Consider the following 23,646-nt stretch of genomic DNA (forward strand, 5'->3'; position numbering starts at 1 on the left):
GTGACGGACCGGCGCACCCTGTGGGGCATAGGCTGCGGAGTCATCGCCGGCGCCTTATGGGGCCTTGTGTTTCTCACTCCCGAACTGGCGGCGGGCTTTACACCGTTGCAACTTTCGGCCGGACGCTACGTCGCCTATGGCGTGATCGCTGCGGTTCTGATCGCCCCGCGCTGGAAACAGGTCTGCAGGCAAGTGGACGCTAAAGGCTGGTTCGCTCTGATCCGTCTCAGCCTGCTCGGCAATATCCTCTACTATATCTGTCTGGCGCAGGCCGTGCAGTCGGGCGGCGTCGCCATGACCACCCTGATCATCGGTCTCTTGCCGGTCAGTGTGGCGGTATTGGGCCGTCACGACAACGGCTCGGTGCCCTTGCAGCGGCTGGCCCTGCCGCTGGCGCTCGGCATCGCCGGTATCGTCTGCACCGTCTGGGGTAATGTGGGGGGCACTTCGGGTTCTCTATTCAGCGTTGTCTGCGCTTTCGGTGCGCTGATCGCCTGGACGCTCTACGCCGTGGACAACAGCCGCTGGCTGAGCCGCCTCGATACGGTGTCATCGCAGGACTGGAGCCTGCTGACCGGTCTGGTCACCGGGGCATTGGCGCTGAGTCTGGCCGTGCCCGCTTTCCTGCTGTCTCCGGGTACGCATTCAGGCGCTCAGTGGGGAGGCTTCGCCGGGCTGATGGCGGGGGTGGCGCTGCTGTGTTCGGTGATCGGCAATGCCTTCTGGAACCGCGCTGCCCGACTGCTGCCCCTGACGCTGATGGGGCAGATGATCCTGTTCGAGACGCTTTTTGCCCTGCTTTACGGCTTCCTGTGGGAAGGTCGCTGGCCGAACCTGATGGAAGTCACCGCCATCGCCCTTCTGTGCGCCAGCGTGCTGACTTGCGCCGTCGCTCACCGGCGACACGGCTCAGCGTGACACCGAAGCCGCGGCGGCCTTAGCCTTTTCTTCCTTTCGCACATCGGACAGGGCCTTAGATCGCGCGCGGAATGGCGTCTTGATCAGGGATTCAGCCACCCTGGCCCGCTCCTCGGGTGGTAACTGGATCAGTAGCGAAATAACCGCCGTTTCGATCTTGTCCTTGGCAGAGGCCTCAGCGCGGCGCGCCTTGGTGATTTCCGCTTGAATTGCCACCGGGTCAGGCTTCGGTTGCAACATCAGCTCCGCCGCTGATTTGCGATAGGAGCGGCTCTGATCCATATCGCCTTCACCGGCCAGCGCCGCATCAGTCAGAATCTGGCGCGCCTTTTCCTGATTGGCCGGGCTCAAGCCCTCGATCATGTGCAAAAGCGCAGGAGATGAGCGGTCCGGCTTAGGGCGGAAGTGCTTGGACGCAATCACACCTACGCCAATTAGCGAGCCAAGCAAAAACACGTTGAGTGCCAGCGACACGCCCAGCCATGTGCGGGCGGTGGGCCGCTTTTTCGAGGACGCGGGCGGAGCGGTCTCAGGCATTACCAGTTATCCACCTCGGCCAGACTGGCCGAAGCGAGCACCGCTTCGGCGCGCGCTTCGGAAAGGGTCATCAGCCCGATATTGACACCAAAAACAATCCCTGCCGCACAGGCGGCGGCCAGACCGATACCCCCGGCCAGCCAGCGCCGACGACGCGGCCGCGCCGCAAACGGGGCCGGACGAGCCGTGAGCCCCGCCGGCATCATTCGGGCCAGAACCTCCCATTGCAGGGCCACGGAAGGTTCAACCTCATCGGCTGACGACAGCCAGCTATCCAGCGTCCGCGCTTCAGCCAGCACGCGGCGCGCCACTTCCGGGTGCTGCTGCATAAACAACAAGGCGGCGGCGCGCTCGTCTTGCGGCCAGCGCTGGGGTTCGGCCCCATAAGCATCCACAATCGCTTCGAAGCGTTCGGATGTGATCTGAATGTGCATCATAACGCTCCTTTCCTAACTCTTGTTGCCTTGAATTACTTTTAACACCGGCCTACCGCTGGCCGCTGATCCGCCGATCAGGTCGCCGCGCGCCTCGCTCAGCTTCCCCTTGAGTTGCCGCCGTCCGCGCGACAGCAGGCTTTCCAGCGCCTCGACCGAAATCTCCATCAGGGCCGCCGCTTCGATATTGGACAGTTCCTGATAGTAGCAGAGAACGATGGCCACCCGCTGCCGCTCGGGAAGGGTCGCCAGCGCGGCTTCAACCGTCTGGCTCATCTGCTGCTGATCAAGCCTCCGCGCCGGATTGGCTGAAGGGTCGGCCAGTTCGATCTCAGTATGATCCACCGTGTCGCGCCGGCGCCGCAGCCGGTCGTAGCACAGATTGACCGCCACCTTGTGCAGCCAGGTATCAACGCGCGCCCGACCCGGCACCCACAACGGGGCCTGCTTCCAAAGACGCAGCAGGGCCTCCTGCGCCACGTCTTCAGCCTCGGCGGAATCATTGAGCAGGCGCCGCGCGAGCAACAAGACGCGCGGTAGTTTGCGGGCAACAAGGGACTGAGTGGCCGCAGCGTCTCCGCGCGCCACGGCTGCAATATGCGCCTCATCCGGGTCAAAGCCCGTCGTCATGACCTGTCCTGTCCCGCGTTCTTTTGGGCGACGGTGCTCCGCCTCAGGCGTCACATTACTCATAAGCGGGGCCTTTACGCAACAAGGGTTTGGGCAACCGTTTGCGGCCTTATGACCGACCCGTTTGCTAAAGCCTTTTACGCGGTGCGGCGTATAATCCGTCGCTTGTTACGGCCTGCCTTACCTAATCCCTTGGGGTGACCACGGTTTCAAACGCGTTGCGGGCGCGCTTGCGCAGGTCTTTCAGCTTCTTCTCCAGCGTATCGAGACGGCGTGTATGTACGGCCCGAGCCAGCTTGCGCTGAAACGCTTCCGGTTCTTTCGAAGGGTCGTCATTGGCATCCAGCGACACGCGCATTACCTGCGCCAGACTTTGCTGCACACGCCAGGCGGCGCTAAGCGCTTCTATGTCTTCTGCGCTCGCCAGACCAGCGCGTTGCATGGCCTGAAGCGCGGCAATGGTGCCGACGCGCAGCGGCCCACCATTGGCGGCGTGCACCAGCTGCAGATACTGAGCGGCGAATTCGCAATCGACCTGGCCACCTACAGCCAGCTTGAAATCCCAAAAGTTTTTGGCCGGGCGCTCCCTCTCCATGAGGGCGCGCATATTGAGCACGTCCAGCGCCGTGCGCGCTTCAGAGCGCGTGGCGCGCAGAATCGTTTCGAGTTTCAGCCGCACCAAATCGGCAAAGTCCTCAGATGTCGCCCACACGACGCGGGCACGCGTGAGGGCCTGAAACTCCCAGGTGTCCGCTTCCTTGGTATAGTAATTCTCAAATGCCGCCAGCGACACGGCCACCGGCCCCTTAGCTCCGGTGGGACGAAGCTTCATATCGATTTCGTACAGCAAACCTTCAGGGGTGGGGGCCGACAGGGCGGCGATCAGGCGCTGCGTAAAGCGGCCGAAGAAGGTTTCCGCGCCCCAGCCCTTGATCGACGACATTTCCGACGGATCATCGGGCAGATAGACGGTCATCAAATCAAGGTCGGACCGCGCCGTCATCTCCTGCCCGCCCAGCTTGCCTAGCGCCAGAATGGCCACTTGCCCCGACAGCTTTCCGCCGAGCCGCCGCACTTCCTCCAGCGCCAGCGGCGACAGGTGGATAATGCAGGCATCAGCCAGACGGGCATAGGCCGCGCCCGCGGCTTCGGTCGTCAGGCGGCCATTGAGAATTTGCATGCCGATGCGGAACTGCTGCTCGCGGCAAATACGGCGCAGGGCGTTCATGACGTTTTCCAGCGCGTTTTCCGGGCCAGGCGGCACGCGCTCGACCTCCGCCATGATCAGGCGGTCAAGTTCTTCACCCAGCGGGTCGAAGAAACCGGCGTCCAGCATGGCGTCGAAAATGGTTGGATGGCGAGACAAAAGCTGGGCCAGACGCGGGCTGAAGCCCATGATCTCGACAATTGCCTTAAACAGCTTGGGGTTGGCGAGAAACAGAGACTGAATCTGCACCCCGGCGCTGAGGCCCGAAAAGAACACGGCAAAGCGCGTAAAGGCTATGTCGGGCGCTCCCGTCTCGTTCACCGCCTCCAGCAGGCGCGGCACCAGACGCGTAAACAGTTCGCGGCCGCGAGGTGTGCGCGTTGCTGGAATGCGCCCGTGGTGCCAGCCGCGGATGGTGGCCGAAATCTGCTCCGGGTGCTCAAAGCCCAGGCGGGCCAGCGTCTTCAGCGTTTCCGGATCGTCCTCGACGCCGGTGAACACGAGACTGCCAAAGGACGAGGACAGGTCTTCGGAATCGGAGAACAGCTCGCCATAGTGGCCATTGACCAGACGCAGGGTGCGCGACACAGCCAGATCAAAGCGACTGAGGTTGGTAAAGCCGCACATGGCGGCGACGCGCATCCGCTCGTCCTCGGCTTCTGGCAAGGTGTGGGTCTGCTCATCGGCGATCATCTGCACGCGATGTTCCCAGTCGCGTAGGCGCACATAGGCCTGTTTCAGCTCCTTGGCCACCGCGGGGGCCAGATGCCCGGCACGGCGCAGGGCATCGAGCGCATCCAGCGTGCGGCGCGAGCGCAAGGACGGGTCGCGGCCGCCAAGGATCAGTTGCTGCGTCTGAACAAAAAACTCGATTTCGCGGATACCGCCAACGCCCAGCTTGAGATTGGCCCCGGCGGGATCTAGGCGCTCATCGACCTTATAGGTATGGATCTGGCGCTTGATCGACTGGATGTCGGCAATGGCCGGATAGTCGAGGCTGCGCCGCCAGATAAACGGTGACAGGGCCTGCATGAAGGCCTTGGCCTCGATCATGTCTCCGGCGATGGGTCGGGCCTTGATAAAGGCCGCACGCTCCCAGTTCTGCCCCACCGTTTCATAATAGTTCAAGGCGAAGGGCACACTGACCACGGTGGGTGTGGAGGACGGATCCGGACGCAGGCGCAGATCGACGCGGAAGACGTAGCCGTCGCCGGTGCGCTCACTGAGGATGTTTGATACGCGGCGGGCCAGCCGATCGACAAAGACCTGCGCCTCTACGCCTTCTTTCAGGGGCAGGGCGTCCAGCTCGGCGAAGAAGGTGATATCGATATCTGACGAATAGTTCAGTTCGCCCGCCCCGTGCTTGCCCATGGCCAGCACAAACAGGCCCGGCATGGGACCGCGTTCGCCCTTGATGTCATAGTCGATCAGGCGGCCCCGGTCGAGTTCTTCGCGCACAGCTAGGGCGATCCCGGCATGTGTCACGGCGTCGGCAAAGCGCGTCAGGGCGGCGGTGACGTGATCGAGCTTCCACACATCGCCCAGATCGGCCAGGGCCGTCAGCAGGTGGGCATCGGCTTTCAAGTGACGCAGCACGCGCTTGGCGGCATCGACATCAAGGGTTTCGACCGTATCGGCCTGATCGGCCAGCGCCTCGGTGGCCAGCAGGATGGCCTTTAGCCGCGCTTCGGGCGGCGACATCAAAGTCTCGCGCAGGCGCTGCGGTTCACGCCGCATCAGCCCGGCCAGATAGGGCGAGGCCCCCAACACCGGCATCAGGGCCGGACCGGCGCGTTGCAGCAGGTCGGGCCAGCCTTCAGCCTCGGCAACTTCAGCAATCGCCTCATAGGCGTACAGCGCCGCGCCGTCGTTGAGCACCGGCCCGCAGGGATGCAAACGATCCACCAGCGAGGAGAAAAGAATATCCGCCATGCCCCTCTGTTAGGCGAATCGAAGCGCAGACACAAGGGTGGCCTTGGGTTTCGCTCCGTGCAAACGGTTTAGGTTCGCGTGCGCAGCTAGAGAGTGGGGGCGTTAACTGGCCTTTAATCCCATCTCTTTCGGTTCATGAAAACGGGAAGAATATAAAATAAGAAATCAAGGCCAATACAGTCGAGATTTTCAAATTAACGCGTTATAAAGCGTGCCGCGTTATTACCATACAATCTGCCCTTATCGAAAGTACCGCGTCCATGTCCTTTGCCCAGTCTATCCTGATGCCGAAGAAAATCCTCATCGCCGGATGGGTGATGATCATAACGCTTTGGGTCGCCATCGCCGTCGAGCGATTTACGGACGTTGAGACCCTGCCCTTTGTGCGCACGGTCTTCATCTATCTTGTGCTTGATTACATGTGGTCGACCTTCTACCGGCAATGGCGCGGTGGAAAGGCCTGAGGCCTGATCTTAAGGTTTCAAGCCGTCGATAAAGGCTGCAAGGTTAGCGGCGTGTCCACGGCCTTCAAAAACAGGCCACGGCGTGTCCGGCGCGATCCCACGGCCTTCGGGCATCTCGCCCTGCGGGGTGGTATAAAGTTCGCCCGAAAGGGAAAACCCCCACCCTTTGCCTAGCGGCTTTTCGATCTGGTCTGACAGGGCGCCGCGCGTGGTGCGCCCTACAAGCTGTGCCTGAGGCAGTGCCCGCATGGCCAGGGCGAAGATTTCCCCGGCACTGACCGTGATGTCGCTCGTCACCACATAGACCGGGCCAGTAAAGCGCACCCGTGGCGACGGCTGGATCACCACCGAAGTGGTAGTCGTTGTCCGCCCATCCCGCCAGGGGCGTTTCTGATAGGCAAGACGCGGCTGATCGTAAAAGCGTGCAGCAATGGTCCGGCTGACGGAATCGTAGCCACCGCGATTATTGGACACATCGACAACGACAGCTCGCGCCCCCTGAAAAGCCGTCAGAGCTTCGTCCAGAATAGCCTCAAGCGCCTGAGTATCAGACGGATCGGCCTTAACATCAAACGCCCCCATGGTGACTATGTTCAGATAGCCGACGCCATCGCGCACACCCCAGAAGATGCGGTTATTTCCTACATGCTGCCCCTTCCCGCGCAACAGACCGGACAGTATCCCTTCGCGATAGGCGGCCAGCCACATCTTTTGCGCAGCCCCGTCACCCACATCCGTCAGGGTTAGGGCCTCACCCGTAGCCAGATCGCTTTCTACACCGCCGACCACGCCGTGCAGTTCGCTGTGGGGGTCGTTGAGCCTTATGAAGATGCGGCTGAGCGCTCCCCATAGGGCGTCATCTGTGTCGATGACCGGATAGGCCCGCCGAACTTCGGCCACCAGGGCCTCAGGGTCGATGTGCCGCGCCGCGAAACCCGCATAGTGCTGACGCAGAGTTGCAACCGCAAAATCAAACCGTTGGGCGGGCGTCAGCTCTTGATGACACGCCGCGGGTACGCCGGATGCCCCCTCGAACAGGTAGGGGGTCCCGCCAGGTGCCTCAGCAAACACAGCCGCGGCCATGGGAGCTTTGATGGGCGACCACACGGCGAACCCTTCGGCCTGTGCCTCGGCGTCGCGAGCATCGGGCAGGCACAGCCCGCCGGCCTCATGATAGAGGCTGATCCCATCGCGGCGAATCTCGACCAACAGGCCATAGTCGCGCGATCGCCACACGCCGGTCACATCGGCGAAATACCCCGCGGCGTCGCGCGTCGGACGCTCTTGCGCCTCAGCGATGACCGGCACCAAGAACAGACAGAGCAGACCCAAAGCTTTGCGCATATTTCCTATCTCCTACCCCACGGGCGGCAGGATCAGGGCCGTGCGCAGGCCCGGCCCCTGATCGCCATAGATGCCTGGGCCTTCGTCGATACTCAGGCGGCCCTTATGCGCCACGGCCACGGCCTCGACCATAGATAGACCTAACCCCACACCCGGCAGGGAGCGAGAATTCTCCAGACGCACAAAGCGTTGGGTGATGCGCGCGCGGTCGGCCTCGGGGACGCCCTGCCCTGTATCGGTGACGGAAAACTCGATCTCACGCCGTGAATTGTGCCGCAGCCGCAGGGTAATACCGCCGGTCTGGGTGTATTTGATGGCGTTATCGAGTAGGTTGGCCATGGCCTGGGCCAGAAAGTCGCGATTGCCATAGGCTTTCACACCGGGCTCGATCTCGGCGGTGAATTCCAGCCCTTTGTCCTCGGCCAGAATTTCAAACAGCTCCCGCATGTCGTCGGTCAGCGCCGAAGCGTCAAACAGCTTCTGGTCAGGGGCCTGCCCCGCCGCCTGAAGCCGCGAGATGGAAAACACCGTCTGGAAGGTGCGCAGCAATTGATCGGTTTCGGCCAGCGCGCGCTCAATCACCTCCGGGGCTTGCGACGGGTCTTTCTCCACATCGTAAAGCGACACTTCGAGCTTAGAGCGCAGGCGCGACAAAGGCGTTCTCAGATCATGGGCAATGGCGTCGCCGGCGTATTTGAGATTGCCCATGGTCTTTTCCATGCGGTCCAGCGTCTCATTGACGCGTTCGGCCAGAGCGTCAAATTCATCCCCCGAATTGCGCAGCTTGGCCCGCGCCTTAAGGTCGCCCTCCTTGACCAGATCAAAGACCTGCATCAGCCCCTGCACCGAGCGCGACACTTCGTTATTAATGATCATGCCGGCAAACAGCCCCAGAACGATGACCAGCACGCCGCCCCCCCACAGGGCCTTAAAACCCATGTCGAAGCCCTTTTCCGACCAAGAAGTGTCCATGCCGACATAGAGGGATAGGCCCGGCTCCAGCGTCACCACCTGCCCACGATAGGCGTAGGACTTGCGCTTGCCTGCCGGATCAGTCAGGCGATAATTGATCTGAAAAGCGCGCTCATCGCCGCCGACATATCGGGCTTTTTCGCGGATATGGTCAAAGACCTGCGGTGACACTTCGGTCGTAGCGCGGCGGTTTTCGGCAAGGATCTCGCCATCTTCGCGATAGACGATCTTAACGAAAAACCACTCAGTTATGTCTTCTTGGCTCAGCGTTTCAACAACGGCCTCTTCGCCCTTTTCGCGATATACCTCCTCCAGATAGTCGACGCGCGATTTCACCTGCGCGTCGGACACGGCCTTGGTCTCGGCCGACGAGGCAATGTAAATATAGGCAAAGATCAGCACCGCCACAAAGGAATAGACGGTGATGAACATCAGGGTCAGACGGAACGGCGTCTGCCTGAACATGGTGGCTTTCAGCGAAAAGCGCGCGAGGTTGGGAAGAGCGATCACGACCTGTTTTCAGGGCTTGGGTTTTTAGGGCTTTAGCTGATAGCCTTCGCCGCGCACCGTATGCAGCATAGCGCGGTCAAAGCCCTTATCCAGCTTGGCGCGCAGACGCGAAATATGTACGTCGATGACATTGGTCTGCGGGTCGAAATGATAGGCCCAGACCTTTTCAAGCAGCATCGTGCGCGTGACGCTTTGGCCCACATGGCGCATCAGGAATTCCAAAAGCTGAAACTCGCGGGGTTGCAGGTCGATTTCTGAATTGCCGCGCTTCACCACGCGGCTGATCAGGTTCATTTCAAGATCGCCAACGCGCAGGGTGGTTTCCACGGCGCCCGTGTCCTTGCGCCGTAAAAGCGCCTCAAGCCGCGCCACGAGTTCAACCAGCGCATAAGGCTTGACCAGATAATCATCCGCCCCGGCCTTCAGGCCATAGACGCGGTCTTCGAGTTCGCCCAAAGCGCTGAGAAACAGCACCGGCACGTCCATCCCTTCCGAACGCGCGATTTCCAGCATCGACACGCCATCTAGGCCCGGCATCATACGATCCAGCACGACCACGTCGAATTCGCCTTCGCGCAGCGCTTTTAGCCCCGCCTCACCGTCGTGAGTTACGACCGACTCAAAGCCCTGTTCGGACAGACCCTTTTGCATGGTCAGGGCCGCTTCGACATCGTCTTCGACTATCAATACCTTGGTCATGTGCTAAATGCCCCGCGCAACCGTGTGTTTGTCATTAGTAAAGCGCGCCGCCGATCCTGTGAAGGGGCTGCGGTGTTAAAATGCTGTCATGTAACGCCGACGACGCAAGGCCCAATTTCCGACTTTATTGCAGCGCACAAAAGGGGTAAATACCTCTGGCGGCCTATGCACAAATGCGCTTAATATCAGACAAAAGCGCAGATGACAGGGGATACCGAGACCATGACCAAAGCCGACTCACCGTTTGAACAAGGCCTGAAAATGATGGGCACGCAGCAACAACTGGCGGCGCGCAGTCTGGTCAATCTGATTGGCATGATTTCAGCCTCTTCCCACCGCTATGCGCAAGAAACCACGGCCTTTACGCGCGACGCTTTATCGCTGATGCAGCAAGCGGCCCAGACGCGCGATCCGGCCGAACTGCGCGAGCTTCAGAGCCAGTGGGCCAAGACCTGCGTTAAGTACGGTCAGAACCAGACCCGCGCCACTATGAGCTTTGTGGAACAATGCGGCCTTCAGGCGCTGAATGCCTCGGCACCGCAAGGCGACGACCTTCCCCCCAAAGAGTCCGGGGCAGAATCCCAACCAAAATAGGAGTATCTCCATGCTGACTGGCAAAACCGCCCTCGTAACCGGCTCGACGTCGGGTATCGGACTGGCCATCGCGCGAAAGTTGGCCTCAAAGGGCGCAAAGGTGATGCTGAACGGTATGGGGGATGCCGCCGAAATCGAAAAGCTGCGCGCCGAAATGGCGGCCGAATTCGGCGTCGAGGTGGCCTTTAATAGCGCAGACCTGACCAAGGTCGAAGGCATCGAGGCTCTGATCGCGGACACGACGCAAAAGCTGGGGGACCTGGACATTCTGGTCAACAATGCCGGCATTCAGCACGTCTCCCCCATCGAAGACTTCCCAGTCGACAAGTGGAACATGATCATCGCGCTGAACCTGTCGGCGGCATTCCACACCACGCGCCTAAGTTTTAAGGGCATGAAAGATCGCGGCTGGGGCCGGATCATCAACATCGCCTCGGCGCACGCCCTCGTCGCCTCGCCATTCAAGGCGGCCTATGTGGCGGCCAAGCATGGCATTGCCGGCTTGACCAAAACGATTGCCCTCGAAGGGGCTGAACACGGCGTGACCTGCAACGCCATCTGCCCCGGGTACGTACTGACGCCGCTGGTCGAAAAGCAGATCCCGGATACCGCAAAGGCGCGCGGACTTACAGAGGAACAGGTGATCAAGGACGTGCTGCTGGCGGCCCAGCCGTCCAAAAAGTTTGTCGAAACCGATGACATCGCCGAACTTGTCGTCTTCCTGTCTTCGGACGCCGCCAAGGCAATCACCGGCGCGTTGCAATCCATCGACGGTGGCTGGACGGCAGCATAGGTAATAACGGAAAACGCTTCTGAACCGCGCCGATCTGAATAGCCAAAAATCGTAGCTTCCACCTCCCCTTGGCGGGAGGTGGACCTAATTCGGAGCAGATGGCGCTGGGGTAGTTTATCCGTATGTCTGCCCGTAAGCGGTTGCAATGCCGCAAGACCTATCACCCGTGGCGCAGGCTCATGCCGGAAGTAATATCATAAAAACTCATCACCCTCAGTCATTACTACAAGCGAAGGCATTACTCCGCCGGGACCTCGGACTCCAGCGCCTTGGCCAGTTGATCGCGGGCCGCATCCGCAGCCTTTTGGCGCTCCCACATGCCGAAATAGAGACCTTTGAGCTTCATCAGTTCGGCGTGGTTACCGCGTTCGGCCACCAGCCCATCCTTGAGCACCAGAATCTCATCAGCCCCCACGACGGTCGAAAGCCGGTGCGCAATGACCAGGGTCGTACGGTTCTGCGACACCTCATCCAGCGCCGCCTGAATTTCGCGCTCTGTGTGCGTGTCGAGCGCCGAAGTCGCCTCATCGAGAATCAGAATCGGTGGTGATTTCAACAGCGTGCGCGCAATGGCCACGCGCTGCTTTTCACCGCCAGACAGCTTCAGCCCACGTTCGCCCACCTCAGTATCATAGCCCTGCGGCAGCGAGGCAATGAAGGCCGAAATCTGCGCCTGTTCGGCGGCGGCCTCGACCTCTTCGCGTGAGGCACCGTTGCGGCCATAGCCGATATTGTAGGCGATGGTGTCGTTAAACAGCACCGTGTCCTGCGGCACCATACCTATGGCGCGACGCAAGGAGGCCTGATTGATGTGGCGGATGTCCTGCCCGTCGATTTCGATGGAACCACCCTTCACGTCATAAAAGCGGAATAGCAGGCGTGAAATCGTTGATTTCCCCGCGCCGGATGGGCCAACAATGGCCACGGTCTTGCCCGCAGGCACCTCAAACGACACGCCCTTGAGGATCGGGCGGTCAGCGTCGTAAGAAAAGACCACGTCTTTGAAGGCCACAGCCCCCTGCCCCACCTTGAGATCAGGCGCGCCCGGCGTATCAATAACCTCCTGCGGTTCATCCAGCAGCTTGAACATAGCTTCCATGTCGATCAGGCCGGTGGAAATTTCGCGGTACAGCGTACCGATGAAGTTCAGCGGAATGGCTAATTGCATCATAAATGCGTTGACCAACACGAAGTGGCCCAGCGACTTGGTACCGTTCATCACCTCATAGGCCGACATTAGCATCACAATCGTCATACCGATGGTGAAGATCACCGCCTGCCCGATATTGAGCCAGGCCAGAGAGGTATAGGTCTTGATCGCCGCCTTCTCATAGGCCGCAGTGGCGCGGTCATACCGGCTGCGCTCAAGCTGTTCGTTGCCAAAATATTTGACGGTTTCAAAGTTGAGCAGCGAGTCCACCGCCTTCGACATCGAATCGGAATCGGCCTCGTTCATCTCCTTGCGGATAGCGATCCGCATGTTGGAGGCGACGATGGAGAACCACACATAGACGACGACCGTCGCGGCGACCACCGCCACATAGATCAGGTCGAACTGCCACCCTAGCGCTCCGGCAGTCAGGACGAATTCCACCACCGTCGGGATGCCGACCATCATGGTCAGGCGGATTATGGTTTCAATGCCCATCTTCCCGCGCTCGATGACCCGCGACAGGCCTCCGGTGCGGCGTTGCAGATGGAAACGCAGCGACAGATTGTGCAGGTGATTAAAGGCGCGGTTTGACAGGCCGCGCACCGCGTGCTGCCCCACGCCGGCAAACATGGCGTCGCGGATATTGTTGAACACCTGCGACATCATCCTCGCCACGCCGTAGGCCAGCACCATGATGACCGGCGACACCAGCACCAGTGTCAGCAGATCGGTCTTGCCGCCTGCCGCCCCCGGCGTGAAGGCGTTGGTCGCCCATTTGTAGGCAAAGGGCGTCGCAATGGTCAGAAGCTTGCCCACCAGCATGGCCAGAAGCGCCCACAGCACCTGCACCTTAAGGTCAGCCCGGCCCTCCGGCCACAGATACGGTTTGAGGAAGGCGAGCGTATCGGAGGCCTTGCCTTTCGGCTTGGGCATGGGGGCGGGCGCGTTCATCAGGCTAAGGGACTCGGTTTTCGGTGGAGCAAAGGATTGCGCATATATAGGTCCGGACCGGTACAAAATCCAACCAAGGACGGGATTTATTTTACAATCAAAATTGATCGTATATGATCAAGGACAATCAACACATTCTCTCGCCCATAACTACGAGAGGGATAAGAGGACACCCCAAATGCTACGTCGTACCCTGATCGCTGTTGCTTTGCTGTTTTCGACGCCAGCCATGGCGGCAGAAAAACCCATCGATACCCGCCCGGTGCGCGTCATTCTCGTCGGTGACTCGACGATGACGGACAAGTCGGGCTACGGCAAAGGCTTCTGCGCGCAGTTCAAACCCGACGTGGTCTGTGTCAACGCGGCGCGCGGTGGGCGCTCGTCCAAGAGCTATCGCGTCGAAGGCCTGTGGGACAAGATCATCGCGCAACTGAACGACGGCACGGCGTCGAAGACCTATGTGCTGATCCAATTCGGGCATAATGACGGCTCATCCAGACCGGAACGCCACACCGACCTTGAAACCGAGTTCGGCCCCAATATGCGCGGCTATGTACTGGACGTGAAGAAAGCGGGTGCGGTTCCGGTGCTGGTCACCCCCTTGACGCAGCGTCATTTTAAGAATGGCCAGTTGCAAAATGACCTGTTGCGCTGGGCGCAGGTGACGCGCCTGATCGCGCGCACCACCGACACGACCCTCATCGACCTCTATGCCGAAGGTCAGGCAAAGGTGCAGGCAATGGGGGCGGTTGAATCGCTCAGCCTTGCCGGTCAGCCGGTGCCGCAAAACGTGCTGGACGCTGCGCCGTCTGGCACCACCGTCCCGGCTAAATTCACCGACGCCTCCCAGGGTCAGGGTTCAGCACAGGCGTTTGACTACACCCACCTCGGCCCCAAGGGCTCAGACTATTTCGGGCAGATGGTCGTCGATCTTTGGGTTAAAGCCGACCCCAAGGTGACGGCGCTGGTGAAGTAGCGAAAGAGAGCGCCTCCTCTGAAATCGGGGGAGAAATTTAAACCTCACACACGCCGTCATTACACGCCGGCCCGGCCTTGACCTCTGGCGGCAGATCGTCCCAAGCGCGGTTCAGCACTTGCGTGAAACCGGCCACCGGCTGGGCGCCGGACACGGCATAACGGTCATTAATGACGAAAAACGGCACTCCCTGCACGCCTCGCACCGTGATAAATTCCTGTTCCTCCTGCACCGCATCTGAATAACGGTCTGTTTTCAGGAACGCCTCAGTTTCCGCCGCATCAAGACCTATCTCAACGGCCAGCGCCACCAGAGTCGTCTCATCAAAAAGGGATTGGGTTTCGGCAAAATAGGCGCGATAGAGCCGCTCAACCGCCTCGGCCCCCAGCCCCTTGTCCTGCGCGAATTTTACCAGTCGATGGGCCTTTAGAGTATCGCCGTAAAACGTACCATTGAGCTTCATAGATAGCCCGGCAGCCGCCGCCATCTGCTCAACGCGCGCCTGATTCTGCTCGGCCTGAGCCGCGGTCAGCCCGTACTTCTGTTGCAGCATCTGCCCAACGGGCGCGATAGCCGCGTCCGGTCCCAGACGAAAGGCGTGGTGGCGCACCGTCACCTGATCCTTTCCCGCAAAGCCTTCCAGCGCCTGCTCAAAGTGACGCTTGCCGATCCAGCAGAAGGGGCAGATCAGATCGGACCAGATATCAACGGTAATCGGGCTTGGGGACACGGACATAAGACCTCGCTTTCGTCATCGCATATCGGTCTTTCCGCGCCCCCGCGCAAGCAGGGACGAAAAGGTAACTATTGCGCCAGCAGGAAACCCAGCGGAATTTCCACCCGTGCACGCCAATCGGCTTCGTTGTGAGTAGTCCCTTCGAACACCGAACTGCGCCAGTTGCGCCCTTCAACCCAGCCATAGCGCGGCAGAACCGCCTCCATCTTCAGGCTATAGGGCCGGTAGTTGGCATCGAGATCGCGCGTGCCATGGTCCATATAGAGCCGCTGCCGCTTCGGGTCGAAATGCGCCGCGCGGAACCACGCCTCCCACGCTTGCGTCGTGGCCGCCGCCGCCGAATCGCGTGCTTCCGGCGTGGTCGGTGGAGCCATCAGAGGCCAGTGGATCGACACGCAGGCCGCGCGTCCGAACACCTGCGGGTATTCGCCAAGCGCATAGAGCGAGATCAGCCCGCCCATGCTGGAGCCCATAATGCTGGTATGGGCGGCATCGGGCTGCGTGCGATAGGCACGGTCGATAAAGGGTTTCACCTCTTCGACCAGAAACCGCAAGTAGTCGTCGGCCTTGAGCTGACCCTTAGCCGTGTCTGCCACCCTCGCCTGCATATCGGCGGGCAGATGGGCCGCCACCTTCTTCGGGAAGTAGTCGGCATAGCGCGTGGGCGAATTCCAAACCCCAACAACGATCGCCTTCTGGCGCATGCCGCTGAGGGCCTCGTCTATGCCCCACTCCTGGCCGCCATAGGCGGTAGACGTCTCAAACAGGTTTTGCCCGTCGTGCATATAGATGACCGGCAGGCGCGGCCCATTGGAGTCGTAGCCTTCGGGCACCCACACCCAAACATGACGCGCGCTGACAAAACGCGACGGGAAGGCCTCGTATTTGTCGAGCCGGCCATGCGGCACGTCTGAGGTTGCGCTGACGCTGTGCGTCGGGACAGGATCCGCGGCTCCAGCTCCCACTGGTAGAGCGAGAATCAGGGCGGTTAAAACCATGATAGGAGCGCGCATGCTTACAGCGCCTTGAAACGGATGGCCTGACCGCCGCCGGGCGCCAGTTTCAACGTCAGGCGGTCTTTGGAGGTCACCTTGCGCTTTTCGATCTGCATCGAATGGCGGGCGTCGGTGCGGTAATCGGCATCCTCGCCGTCGCGGTAAATTTGCGCCTCGTAGGTCTTACCAGGCGTCAGGAAATCGAGCGCGATGTCGAGGCTACGCGCCTCTTCGTCCGTCACTGCCCCCAGATACCAGTCGCGGCTGTTCTTATCGAGGCGTACCAGCGTGGCATAGTCACCCGGTTCCCCGCTCAGCATCTTTGTGTCGGCCCAGTCTGTCGGCACGTCCTTAATGAACTGAAACGCCGGCATTTCCTTCTCGTAGTTTTCAATCAGATCGGCGGCCATATGTATCGGCGAATAAAGCACGACATAGAGAGCCAGCTGCTTGGCCTTGGTCGAATAGATCGGCTTGCCATTGCCCTGAAGGCTGAGGACGCCCGGAGTAAAGTCCATGGGGCCGGACAACATACGGGTGAAGACCAGATTCGCCTCGTGTTCCGGCGGGTTGGGCGGATTGCCCCAGGCGTTATATTCCATGCCGCGCTGTCCTTCGCGGGACACCCAGTTGGGGTAGGTGCGGCGCAGGCCCGTATCCTTGATCGGCTCATGCGTATTGATGGCGATGTGGTACCTGGCCGCCGTTTCGGTCACCTTCTGGAAGTGGCGCACCATGTCCTGCGAGTCGTTCCAGGTGTAGTAGGGTTTGCCGTCAGAGCCCATCACCTTCGCCCCCCCGCATCGGCGACATAGCCGGTCTTCACCGCATCGACTCCGTTTTGCTGATAGAGGGAAAAGCCTGCATCCATCTGCGGTTCGTAATGCGCCGCATTGCCGCCCGTTTCATGGTGGCCAACAATATGCACGCCCTTCTTTTTGGCATAGGCAGACAACGCGGGAAGGTCGAAATCGGGATAAGCCTCAGTAAAGCTGAACAGGTGGCCGGTGGCGAACCAGTCTTCCCAGCCCGTGTTCCACCCTTCGACCAGCACGCCGCGGAAGCCGTGCTTGGCCGCAAAATCGATATATTTTTTGGTGTATTCGGTCGTTGCCCCGTGCTTCGGCCCGGCCTCCCAGGTTTTGGTGCCGAGGTGCATGTCCCACCAGATACCAACATATTTGAACGGCTTGACCCAACTCACATCGCCCAGTTTGTTCGGCTCATTGAGGTTGAGCAGGATGTGCGAGTGATAAAGGTCCGGCGCATTATCGGTGATGATCACCATGCGCCAAGGCGTCGGAAACGGCGCGTCGCGCACCACATTTGGCCCGATGGACGACGGCGCCAGTCGCGTCTTCAGGCGCTGCCCATCGACGCGACGCATCCAGATGGCCGCATAGTCGATCAGAGCCGCTTCATGGAAGCTCATGTAAAGGCCGGAGTCGGTCTTCAGCGTCATCGGCGTTTGAGCCTCTGACACTTCGGCCAGCGGCGTCTTCTGGATGATATATTCTTCGCGATTCCACTCGCCGGCAACGTTCCAGTAGGCGGTCGCCTGGTCGCTAACGGCAAACTCGGTGAGTTCGTCGGTGATTTTCAGCGTTTTCAGTTGCGGTTGATCGGGGAATTCGTAGCGGAAGCCAAAGCCGTCATCGAACAGGCGGAACACCACCGTCATACGGCGATTGTCGTACTTTGCCTGCACCACATCGACACGCAGCTCGGTGTGGGTATCACGGATGGTCTTCCATTCGCCCCACGGCTGCTCCCACGTCTCGTCAAAGGCCGAGGTAGCGGTCTTTTCCACCGTGAAATTACGGTCCAGCTTGGGCTGATCAGCCAAGATGAAGCCTAGCCGAGACGGAGCGATGATCTCATGGCCCTTGCGGGATACGGCGTAGGACAACCGCCCGTCATTGTCGAGCAAGACCTTGACCGATAGGACCTTACTGGGTGACTCAGCGGTGGCTATGACCGCCAGCCCCGTGGCCTGACTATAGGCCTCATCGAGCGTTTCGGCGGCGGCCACGGCGGGCGGGGCCCAGCCAATCGTTGCGGTCGTAGCGGTAAGCGTCATGGCAAGCCCCATCAAAACTGGCATACCGAGGCTAAATCGCTTTGCGCGAACTGTCATCGTCTGTCTCCCTGTGTTTTGTCGCTGTTGTTGTTTGTTCTTTGGTTAGCACACCGACCTGGTAGCGGCGCGTGCATACGTATTCAGAACGCCTCCGCTCGCGTTGAATACGTATTCAGATTGCCGCTCTGCGCCCCAAGACCTAGTTTCCAGTCAAACGATTTTGCAGGGATAACCAAAGAACGACTCCCCCCTGATACCCCTTCTGCCCGTGGCAACGCGGCGGAACCGCCATTTCAGCCCTGGAATGGTTTCTTCTCAAACCTGACCTTATGACCCCGCTGCGCGTCTCCCGTCGCACGGGGTTATTTTTTTGCTATCCGCCACAGCTTTCGCGGACAATCAGCCGGGTAGGCACGCGCACCGGCTCCACAGGCTCATTGGCGATCATGCGATCCAGTGCATCGACGAGCGCCCGCGCCGCCGCCGTTGTATCCTGTCGCACGGTAGAAAGCGCCGGGGTGGTGCAGGCCGCCGCCCACAGGTCATCAAAGCCGATCACCGACACGTCCTGCGGCACGCGCCTTCCCTGTTTCTGCAGGACCTGCATGGCCCCGATGGCCGGCAGGTCCGCCGTGGCAAACACCGCATCAAAATTTGCCCCGCGAGCTATCAGCCCTGCCACCGCCGCTGCTCCGTCTTCGCGCGAGATAAAGCAGTCGGCCAGCAGGTCATCGTCTATGCTCAGGCCGTTTTCGCGCAGCGCCCGCGCATAGCCGTCATAACGGTCGCGAAACTCCGGATGGCTGGATGAGGCCTCACCAAGGAAGGCAATACGGCGCCGCCCTAGCCTGATCAGGTGCGACACGGCCTCATAGGCGCCCTGCGCGTTATCCGAGCCAACACTGTGCCCGGCCCCCGGCTGCACCAGCCCCCAGACGACCCACGGTTCGCCGATGTCACTTAAACCCTCTGCCTTGCGCACATAGTCGTCGTAGTCTTTATAGCCCAGCAGGATCAGACCATCGGCACGCCGCGCAAAGCCATAGTCATTGCTCCAGCTTGCGCTTTGCTGTTGCAGTGAGGTCAGGACGTCATAGCCCTTCTGTCCGGCATATTTGAGGATCGCTCCCAGCAGCGGCACGAAGAACGGGTTAATAGGATTGTCCTGATCAAGGTCTTCGGAAATCAGTACGGCAATGGTGTTGATCTTCTTTGAGCGCAGTTTGCGCGCATTGACATCGACCGTGTAGTTGAGCTGTTGCGCCGCCTCGAAGACGCGTCGGCGCACCTCTTCGGAGACCGCCGGCGACTGGCTGAGCGCGCGCGAGACTGTGGCCTGCGAAACGCCGGCCAGCGCCGCTATGTCAAAGGATGTTGGCCGTTTAACCCCCACGCGGAGCCTCCCTTTTTTGCGCAGCATAACCCGCTTCGGGAGCGACGGCTATTCCCTAATATAGAGGGTCTTCTCTGCCCCTTCGATCGTACTGCCGTCGGTGCGCGTGGCGCGTAGAGACAGGGTGTGCGCTCCCGGTTTCAAACCCGCCTTATCCAGCTTGAAATCAAATTGCAGCTTCGGCCAGTTAGGGTCATAGCGCAGGGCGTCGGGCGTTTTGAAACCTTCCGGATCAAGCCCGTAATGGCCCTGTGTCACCGGCTTGCCATCGATCAGTATATCGACGCGTGTCACGCCTTGCACATCGGCGGCGATACCAAAATAGTTGGTCTGCGCGTTGGCCTCTAGGAACTGCCCGCGCGGAGGCTGGGCTATATAGAGTTCCGGCAAAAGAGCGCACGGCGCAGGTGGCGACGTCACAGCGTCCTTGCGTAGGCGTCCGGTATAAAACGCCACCACATTGCGCCCCGGCGGCAGCTCGATGCGCTTATAAAGCATCAGGTCGTCAAAGCGCTGACAGAGGTCACGCCGGAAGCTCAACTCCTCCGGCTGATGGTAGAGATAGCTGGGATCGGGCAGGACCAGCACCACACCCTTGCCCGCCTTCGCCTTGATCAGGTCGCGTTGCCCGAGCCCCCAGGTCTGACGCGCCGTGCCAAAGCGCGAAAAGCCGTCATAAGGCTCGCCAAGCGTATAAAAGGTGCGCGACGGTCTGTTGGGAAACTCTAGGCGCACCGCCGGGACGTGACCCGACACGGCGACGGCGACTTCGGGGCCAAACTGCTGCCGCGCCACCGCCTCAGCCTCGATCAGAGTTGGGTGCAGCACGGTCCAGTCTTCGTTGCGCATGAAGTTTATTTGCTTCCACTGCCACGGCAGCTTTTCGGTATGCGCCCAGGCGTATTCATAGACGGTGATGCCGATACCGACGCCCAACGCCAGAACCGGACCCAGCGCCAGCACGCCTTGTCGCAGACGGCGTGCGCCCATCGTTTTGGCCTGATCGACGAAGCTGATCAGCACGCCAGGCAGGCCTACCACCAGCGGCACATAGGCCAGGAACGGCCAGTGCGGCATGATCTGCGCATTGGCGGGCGACTGGACGAAATAGAAGGCGAAGATAAACACGCCGACGATACCCAGCAGCGCCAACGGCTTGCGCCAGTGATCCCAGCACATCGTTTTCGCCGCAAAGATTAGGCCAACAAAAAAGACCGGTGTGACCAGCCCGACCTGCTGATTGAGAAAGGCGGTCATTAGCTTCAGTTCCGGCCGCCACACCGGGCGGTTGGTGACATGAAAAGCGATGGCGGGCCAGTCGTTGAAGACGTTGTACAGCAAAGACGGTAAAAGCCCCAGCGCAGCCACGGCGCCAGTCGCCCAGAACTTGGGCCGCGTCCACAACTGCCGCCCAGCCGTCGTCAGAAGGGCAAACAGCACAATCCCCGCGCCAGGGAACAGGAAGCGAAAGTGGACAAACAGGCCTAGTGCCCCGCACAGGCCCGTCAAAAGCCACCACTTCCACTCATCCGTCTTGAAAGCGCGCAGAAGGCAGCCCAGCATCAGGGCCAGCAGAAGTTGCAACAGCCCTTCCGGATAGAAGATGGTGCCCGACATCGACAGCGGCGGGATCAGCAGCGACAGTATAGCGGCCCACATAGCCTGACGCGCCGGGACGACCGGTTTGGCCATAAACCAGATGGCAAACGGAATGGCAGTGGCGATCAGTAGTGACAGCACCCGCAGCGGCAGGACCTCCATGCCGAAGACGAGCGTAACGGGCCGCGACAGCAGCGGAAAACCGGCAGGAATATCGGGATAGCCTAGTTCCGGGTAGAGGCCGGACACGGCGAAGTGCCCCTCTTCCCAGATGACATTGGCTGTCATCGCGATATAGAGCTTCCACACAAAGAGCACCGCGCCGATGATCAGCCCAACGCGCAACAGCGTGCGATCGTCGCCAAACAGGGGCTTTTGCGGCCCCAAGGCTTCCGGTCCCTGTCCGATCTCATACAACTGGGTCATGCGCGGCCTCCCTTCCCTCTTCTATAGCGGGGTTTAAGGTGGAGGCAATGCGGGAAAGCCACCCCACCCAGGTTCGCTACGCTCGCTGTCCCCTCCTCGCTGGTGAGGATGGGGTGGCTTTGCAGTACAACTGCCCGCCAAAGCATGTTAAGCCGCCATACCGTTACATCTGCATCGAGTTTCCCCATGCTTTCCGTCCTCGATATGTTCAAGATCGGCATTGGCCCGTCCTCCTCGCACACGGTCGGGCCGATGCGCATTACGCGCCGCGCCCTGATCGAGGCGAAGGCGGCGGGGGTGCTTGAGCAGGCGGCGCGGGTGCGGGTGGAGCTTCAGGGCTCACTGGCCCTGACCGGAATTGGTCACGGCTCGGACAAGGCCGCAGTGCTCGGGCTGCTGGGCGCCGAACCGGATCAGGTCGATCCCGACTGGGCCGATGCCACCTATGAAGCGCTGAAAACCGCCTCAGAGATTTCGCTGTTTGGCGGCCAGACAATTGGCTTTGATTATCGCCGCGATATCGACTTTCGCGGCGACATCACGCCGCGCCTGCATCCCAATGGCATGAGCGTGCGCCTGTATGATTCGGCGGGTGCGGAAGTGTTTGAGCGCACTCTCTATTCGACCGGCGGGGGCTTTATCGCCTCGGCGGCGCAACTATCGGCTCCGGCGCAAAACGACCGCATCAGCGTGGGTCAAAAGGCGGCCCTGCCTTTTACGTCGGGGGCAGAATTGCTGCACATATGTGCGCAGCACACTCTCAATATCTATGACGTGGTGCTGGCCAACGAAGATGCCCGTCGCCCACGCGCCGAAACCGATGCCGGGCTAAAACGCATCTGGGAGGTGATGGATTCAGGCATCAACCGCGGCCTGAAAACCAGTGGTATCCTGCCGGGTGGACTGAGCGTGCAGCGCCGGGCCCCACGCCTTTTTGAGACACTAAAAACCGAAGCGCACAATCAAGAATCCGAGCGCCTGTTCGACTGGTTGAACGTGTTTGCCATGGCCATCAACGAGGAGAATGCCGCGGGCGGGCGCGTCGTGACCGCTCCCACCAATGGCGCGGCGGGCATTATCCCGGCCCTGATCCGCTATTATTGCGCCTTTGATGGCTGGAGCGAGGCCGATACGCGCTCGGACGGCAGGATCGGGCGTTTTCTGCTCACCGCCGCGGGTATCGGCATGATCTATAAGCAGCGTGCCTCGCTGTCTGGAGCCGAGATGGGCTGTCAGGGCGAAGTCGGCGTCGCCTGTTCGATGGGCGCGGCGGGCCTCAGCGCCGTCTGGGGCGGCAGCGCGCCGCAGATCGAGCACGCCGCCGAAATCGGCATGGAGCACAATCTGGGCCTGACCTGCGATCCGGTCGGCGGTCTGGTGCAAATCCCATGCATTGAGCGCAACGCCATCGGCGCGGTGAAAGCCGCCAATGCCGCGCGCCTGTCCTTGCGCGACGAAGGGCCGCACAAGGTGACGCTGGATCAGGTGATCGAAACCATGCGCCAGACCGGCCTCGACATGTCGTCGAAGTATAAGGAAACCTCGCAGGGCGGCCTGGCCGTCAATGTGGTGGAGTGTTAAAGCGATATGTCGAGAATCGCGAGCAGATATAGACGGAATATTTATAAAAAACAATAATTTATATAGAAGACGCACAACTCAATCTGGCGAGGCACTTGGACAAAACATCGTTCGATATGAAGCCTTGTAATGCGCTCGCCTTAGCGATTTTACGCCTTCACATTTTTAGGAACGCGCCGAGTTTGCGAGGCGGAGGGGTATCTTCACGGGGTGTACCGCACCGTCATACTCGCTTCCCTCGCTGCCACCGCCCGACGTCGTAGGATGGAGGAAAGTTTAAACTGGCCGACCCTAATTTTTGACGGGCATCCGCTTGAGGCACTCATTCAGACGTTGCGTCAGGGTGTCGCTGTCCACCTTGCCAATCGTGGTCTTGACGGCAGGGGTCGCAACCGCCGCGAAGACAAAGCGTTCAGTGTGACCTTCGGCGATCTTGATGGCGGCATCGGCTTCACTAAGCGACTTTTTGGCAGCCTCCAGCCCTTCGGTCGAAAGGTTGGGTGAGCGTTCAACACGCACAAGCAGACTGTCCATAATCTCGTACTGACGATCGCGCAGCACCTCGGCAATCGCGCGGCACTCGCTGGCTTCGGCGGCACTAAGCGGCTTTATGTCCATCACAGGTACCGGCGATTGAGGGGCAGTCTGCGCCGCAGCGACGCCCATCAGCAGCCCCGTCAGTCCCATCCCTATCGCGGCCGCGTGACGCACAAGGCTCATGA

The 23,646-nt window shown here is 60.4% G+C and carries 21 protein-coding genes; 6 read left to right on the forward strand and 15 right to left on the reverse strand.

What is annotated here, in order from left to right:
• Positions 1-918: a DMT family transporter gene (locus ASTEX_RS09735; RefSeq protein WP_013479454.1), complete on the forward strand. Its 918-nt coding sequence runs from the start codon at positions 1-3 to the stop codon at positions 916-918.
• Here the strand turns inward: ASTEX_RS09735 and ASTEX_RS09740 are convergent.
• The 4 genes from ASTEX_RS09740 to ASTEX_RS09755 form a co-directional block, all read right to left on the reverse strand.
• Positions 910-1,455, reverse strand: a complete 546-nt coding sequence (locus ASTEX_RS09740; RefSeq protein ID WP_013479455.1) for a periplasmic heavy metal sensor — start codon at positions 1,453-1,455, stop codon at positions 910-912. The genes ASTEX_RS09735 and ASTEX_RS09740 overlap by 9 nt on opposite strands.
• Positions 1,455-1,892, reverse strand: a complete 438-nt coding sequence (locus ASTEX_RS09745; RefSeq protein WP_168148092.1) for a hypothetical protein — start codon at positions 1,890-1,892, stop codon at positions 1,455-1,457. The genes ASTEX_RS09740 and ASTEX_RS09745 overlap by 1 nt, the downstream gene beginning before the upstream one ends.
• A gap of 12 nt (positions 1,893-1,904) precedes the next feature.
• Complete coding sequence (locus tag ASTEX_RS09750; protein WP_083805577.1) at positions 1,905-2,582, reverse strand: RNA polymerase sigma factor; 678 nt, start codon at positions 2,580-2,582, stop codon at positions 1,905-1,907.
• 121 nt (positions 2,583-2,703) lie between these two features.
• The gene (locus ASTEX_RS09755) at positions 2,704-5,658 is read right to left on the reverse strand and encodes a bifunctional [glutamine synthetase] adenylyltransferase/[glutamine synthetase]-adenylyl-L-tyrosine phosphorylase (protein WP_013479458.1); all 2,955 of its coding nucleotides are present in this window, start codon (positions 5,656-5,658) and stop codon (positions 2,704-2,706) included.
• A gap of 260 nt (positions 5,659-5,918) precedes the next feature.
• Here ASTEX_RS09755 and ASTEX_RS09760 point away from each other — a divergent pair, with 260 nt between their 5' ends.
• On the forward strand, positions 5,919-6,122 hold the full coding sequence (locus ASTEX_RS09760; RefSeq protein ID WP_013479459.1) for a hypothetical protein: 204 nt from the start codon (positions 5,919-5,921) through the stop codon (positions 6,120-6,122).
• 9 nt (positions 6,123-6,131) lie between these two features.
• Here ASTEX_RS09760 and ASTEX_RS09765 read toward each other — a convergent pair whose 3' ends face one another.
• From ASTEX_RS09765 to ASTEX_RS09775, 3 genes are read right to left on the reverse strand one after another with little or no spacing between them, the layout of a single operon-like run.
• Positions 6,132-7,466, reverse strand: a complete 1,335-nt coding sequence (locus ASTEX_RS09765) for a S41 family peptidase (RefSeq protein WP_013479460.1) — start codon at positions 7,464-7,466, stop codon at positions 6,132-6,134.
• A gap of 12 nt (positions 7,467-7,478) precedes the next feature.
• A complete protein-coding gene (locus tag ASTEX_RS09770; protein ID WP_013479461.1) occupies positions 7,479-8,948 on the reverse strand; it encodes a sensor histidine kinase in 1,470 nt (489 codons plus the stop codon).
• Positions 8,949-8,972: 24 nt separating this feature from the next.
• A complete protein-coding gene (locus tag ASTEX_RS09775; protein WP_013479462.1) occupies positions 8,973-9,647 on the reverse strand; it encodes a response regulator transcription factor in 675 nt (224 codons plus the stop codon).
• Between the two features lie 222 nt (positions 9,648-9,869).
• On the opposite strand from ASTEX_RS09775, the gene ASTEX_RS09780 reads away from it, so the two are divergent.
• The gene (locus tag ASTEX_RS09780; RefSeq protein WP_013479463.1) at positions 9,870-10,241 is read left to right on the forward strand and encodes a phasin; all 372 of its coding nucleotides are present in this window, start codon (positions 9,870-9,872) and stop codon (positions 10,239-10,241) included.
• 10 nt (positions 10,242-10,251) lie between these two features.
• Positions 10,252-11,034 (forward strand): 3-hydroxybutyrate dehydrogenase, encoded by a 783-nt coding sequence (locus tag ASTEX_RS09785; RefSeq protein ID WP_013479464.1) that lies wholly within the window; start codon positions 10,252-10,254, stop codon positions 11,032-11,034.
• A 238-nt stretch (positions 11,035-11,272) separates the two neighbouring features.
• On the opposite strand, the gene ASTEX_RS09790 is transcribed toward ASTEX_RS09785, so the two are convergent.
• Entirely contained in the window at positions 11,273-13,138 is a 1,866-nt protein-coding gene (locus tag ASTEX_RS09790) for an ABCB family ABC transporter ATP-binding protein/permease (protein ID WP_013479465.1), read from the reverse strand.
• Between the two features lie 178 nt (positions 13,139-13,316).
• Here ASTEX_RS09790 and ASTEX_RS09795 point away from each other — a divergent pair, with 178 nt between their 5' ends.
• Positions 13,317-14,114, forward strand: coding sequence for a rhamnogalacturonan acetylesterase (locus ASTEX_RS09795; RefSeq protein ID WP_013479466.1), 798 nt, complete (start codon positions 13,317-13,319; stop codon positions 14,112-14,114).
• Between the two features lie 37 nt (positions 14,115-14,151).
• Here the strand turns inward: ASTEX_RS09795 and ASTEX_RS09800 are convergent, their stop codons facing one another.
• From ASTEX_RS09800 to ASTEX_RS09820, 6 genes are all read right to left on the reverse strand, one after another.
• A complete protein-coding gene (locus tag ASTEX_RS09800; protein ID WP_013479467.1) occupies positions 14,152-14,850 on the reverse strand; it encodes a DsbA family oxidoreductase in 699 nt (232 codons plus the stop codon).
• Positions 14,851-14,918: 68 nt separating this feature from the next.
• Entirely contained in the window at positions 14,919-15,863 is a 945-nt protein-coding gene (locus ASTEX_RS09805) for an alpha/beta hydrolase (protein ID WP_013479468.1), read from the reverse strand.
• A gap of 2 nt (positions 15,864-15,865) precedes the next feature.
• A complete protein-coding gene (locus tag ASTEX_RS20700) occupies positions 15,866-16,630 on the reverse strand; it encodes a glycoside hydrolase family 97 C-terminal domain-containing protein (RefSeq protein WP_245532542.1) in 765 nt (254 codons plus the stop codon).
• The gene (locus ASTEX_RS20705; RefSeq protein WP_218918602.1) at positions 16,630-17,925 is read right to left on the reverse strand and encodes a glycoside hydrolase family 97 N-terminal domain-containing protein; all 1,296 of its coding nucleotides are present in this window, start codon (positions 17,923-17,925) and stop codon (positions 16,630-16,632) included. The genes ASTEX_RS20700 and ASTEX_RS20705 overlap by 1 nt, the downstream gene beginning before the upstream one ends.
• Positions 17,926-18,298: 373 nt before the next feature.
• Positions 18,299-19,318: a LacI family DNA-binding transcriptional regulator gene (locus ASTEX_RS09815; RefSeq protein ID WP_013479469.1), complete on the reverse strand. Its 1,020-nt coding sequence runs from the start codon at positions 19,316-19,318 to the stop codon at positions 18,299-18,301.
• 48 nt (positions 19,319-19,366) lie between these two features.
• The gene (locus ASTEX_RS09820) at positions 19,367-21,343 is read right to left on the reverse strand and encodes an ArnT family glycosyltransferase (protein ID WP_013479470.1); all 1,977 of its coding nucleotides are present in this window, start codon (positions 21,341-21,343) and stop codon (positions 19,367-19,369) included.
• A gap of 186 nt (positions 21,344-21,529) precedes the next feature.
• Between ASTEX_RS09820 and ASTEX_RS09825 the strand changes: the two genes are divergently transcribed.
• Positions 21,530-22,924 carry an L-serine ammonia-lyase gene (locus ASTEX_RS09825; RefSeq protein ID WP_013479471.1) on the forward strand — a complete coding sequence of 465 codons (1,395 nt, stop codon included), beginning with the start codon at positions 21,530-21,532 and terminating at the stop codon, positions 22,922-22,924.
• A 291-nt stretch (positions 22,925-23,215) separates the two neighbouring features.
• On the opposite strand, the gene ASTEX_RS09830 is transcribed toward ASTEX_RS09825, so the two are convergent.
• On the reverse strand, positions 23,216-23,644 hold the full coding sequence (locus ASTEX_RS09830) for a hypothetical protein (protein ID WP_013479472.1): 429 nt from the start codon (positions 23,642-23,644) through the stop codon (positions 23,216-23,218).
• Positions 23,645-23,646: the final 2 nt, after the last annotated feature.

Source organism: Asticcacaulis excentricus CB 48 (genome assembly GCF_000175215.2).
GTDB lineage: Bacteria > Pseudomonadota > Alphaproteobacteria > Caulobacterales > Caulobacteraceae > Asticcacaulis > Asticcacaulis excentricus.

Bases quoted from the DNA above. Each gene is read 5' to 3' on its own strand.
- ASTEX_RS09740 (WP_013479455.1), bottom strand. From the start codon at position 1,455: ATGCCTGAGACCGCTCCGCCCGCGTCCTCGAAAAAGCGGCCCACCGCC.
- ASTEX_RS09745 (WP_168148092.1), bottom strand. From the start codon at position 1,892: ATGATGCACATTCAGATCACATCCGAACGCTTCGAAGCGATTGTGGAT.
- ASTEX_RS09750 (WP_083805577.1), bottom strand. From the start codon at position 2,582: ATGAGTAATGTGACGCCTGAGGCGGAGCACCGTCGCCCAAAAGAACGC.
- ASTEX_RS09755 (WP_013479458.1), bottom strand. From the start codon at position 5,658: ATGGCGGATATTCTTTTCTCCTCGCTGGTGGATCGTTTGCATCCCTGC.
- ASTEX_RS09760 (WP_013479459.1), top strand. From the start codon at position 5,919: ATGTCCTTTGCCCAGTCTATCCTGATGCCGAAGAAAATCCTCATCGCC.
- ASTEX_RS09765 (WP_013479460.1), bottom strand. From the start codon at position 7,466: ATGCGCAAAGCTTTGGGTCTGCTCTGTCTGTTCTTGGTGCCGGTCATC.
- ASTEX_RS09775 (WP_013479462.1), bottom strand. From the start codon at position 9,647: ATGACCAAGGTATTGATAGTCGAAGACGATGTCGAAGCGGCCCTGACC.
- ASTEX_RS09780 (WP_013479463.1), top strand. From the start codon at position 9,870: ATGACCAAAGCCGACTCACCGTTTGAACAAGGCCTGAAAATGATGGGC.
- ASTEX_RS09785 (WP_013479464.1), top strand. From the start codon at position 10,252: ATGCTGACTGGCAAAACCGCCCTCGTAACCGGCTCGACGTCGGGTATC.
- ASTEX_RS09790 (WP_013479465.1), bottom strand. From the start codon at position 13,138: ATGAACGCGCCCGCCCCCATGCCCAAGCCGAAAGGCAAGGCCTCCGAT.
- ASTEX_RS09795 (WP_013479466.1), top strand. From the start codon at position 13,317: ATGCTACGTCGTACCCTGATCGCTGTTGCTTTGCTGTTTTCGACGCCA.
- ASTEX_RS09800 (WP_013479467.1), bottom strand. From the start codon at position 14,850: ATGTCCGTGTCCCCAAGCCCGATTACCGTTGATATCTGGTCCGATCTG.
- ASTEX_RS09805 (WP_013479468.1), bottom strand. From the start codon at position 15,863: ATGCGCGCTCCTATCATGGTTTTAACCGCCCTGATTCTCGCTCTACCA.
- ASTEX_RS20700 (WP_245532542.1), bottom strand. From the start codon at position 16,630: ATGGGCTCTGACGGCAAACCCTACTACACCTGGAACGACTCGCAGGAC.
- ASTEX_RS20705 (WP_218918602.1), bottom strand. From the start codon at position 17,925: ATGACGCTTACCGCTACGACCGCAACGATTGGCTGGGCCCCGCCCGCC.
- ASTEX_RS09820 (WP_013479470.1), bottom strand. From the start codon at position 21,343: ATGACCCAGTTGTATGAGATCGGACAGGGACCGGAAGCCTTGGGGCCG.
- ASTEX_RS09825 (WP_013479471.1), top strand. From the start codon at position 21,530: ATGCTTTCCGTCCTCGATATGTTCAAGATCGGCATTGGCCCGTCCTCC.
- ASTEX_RS09830 (WP_013479472.1), bottom strand. From the start codon at position 23,644: ATGAGCCTTGTGCGTCACGCGGCCGCGATAGGGATGGGACTGACGGGG.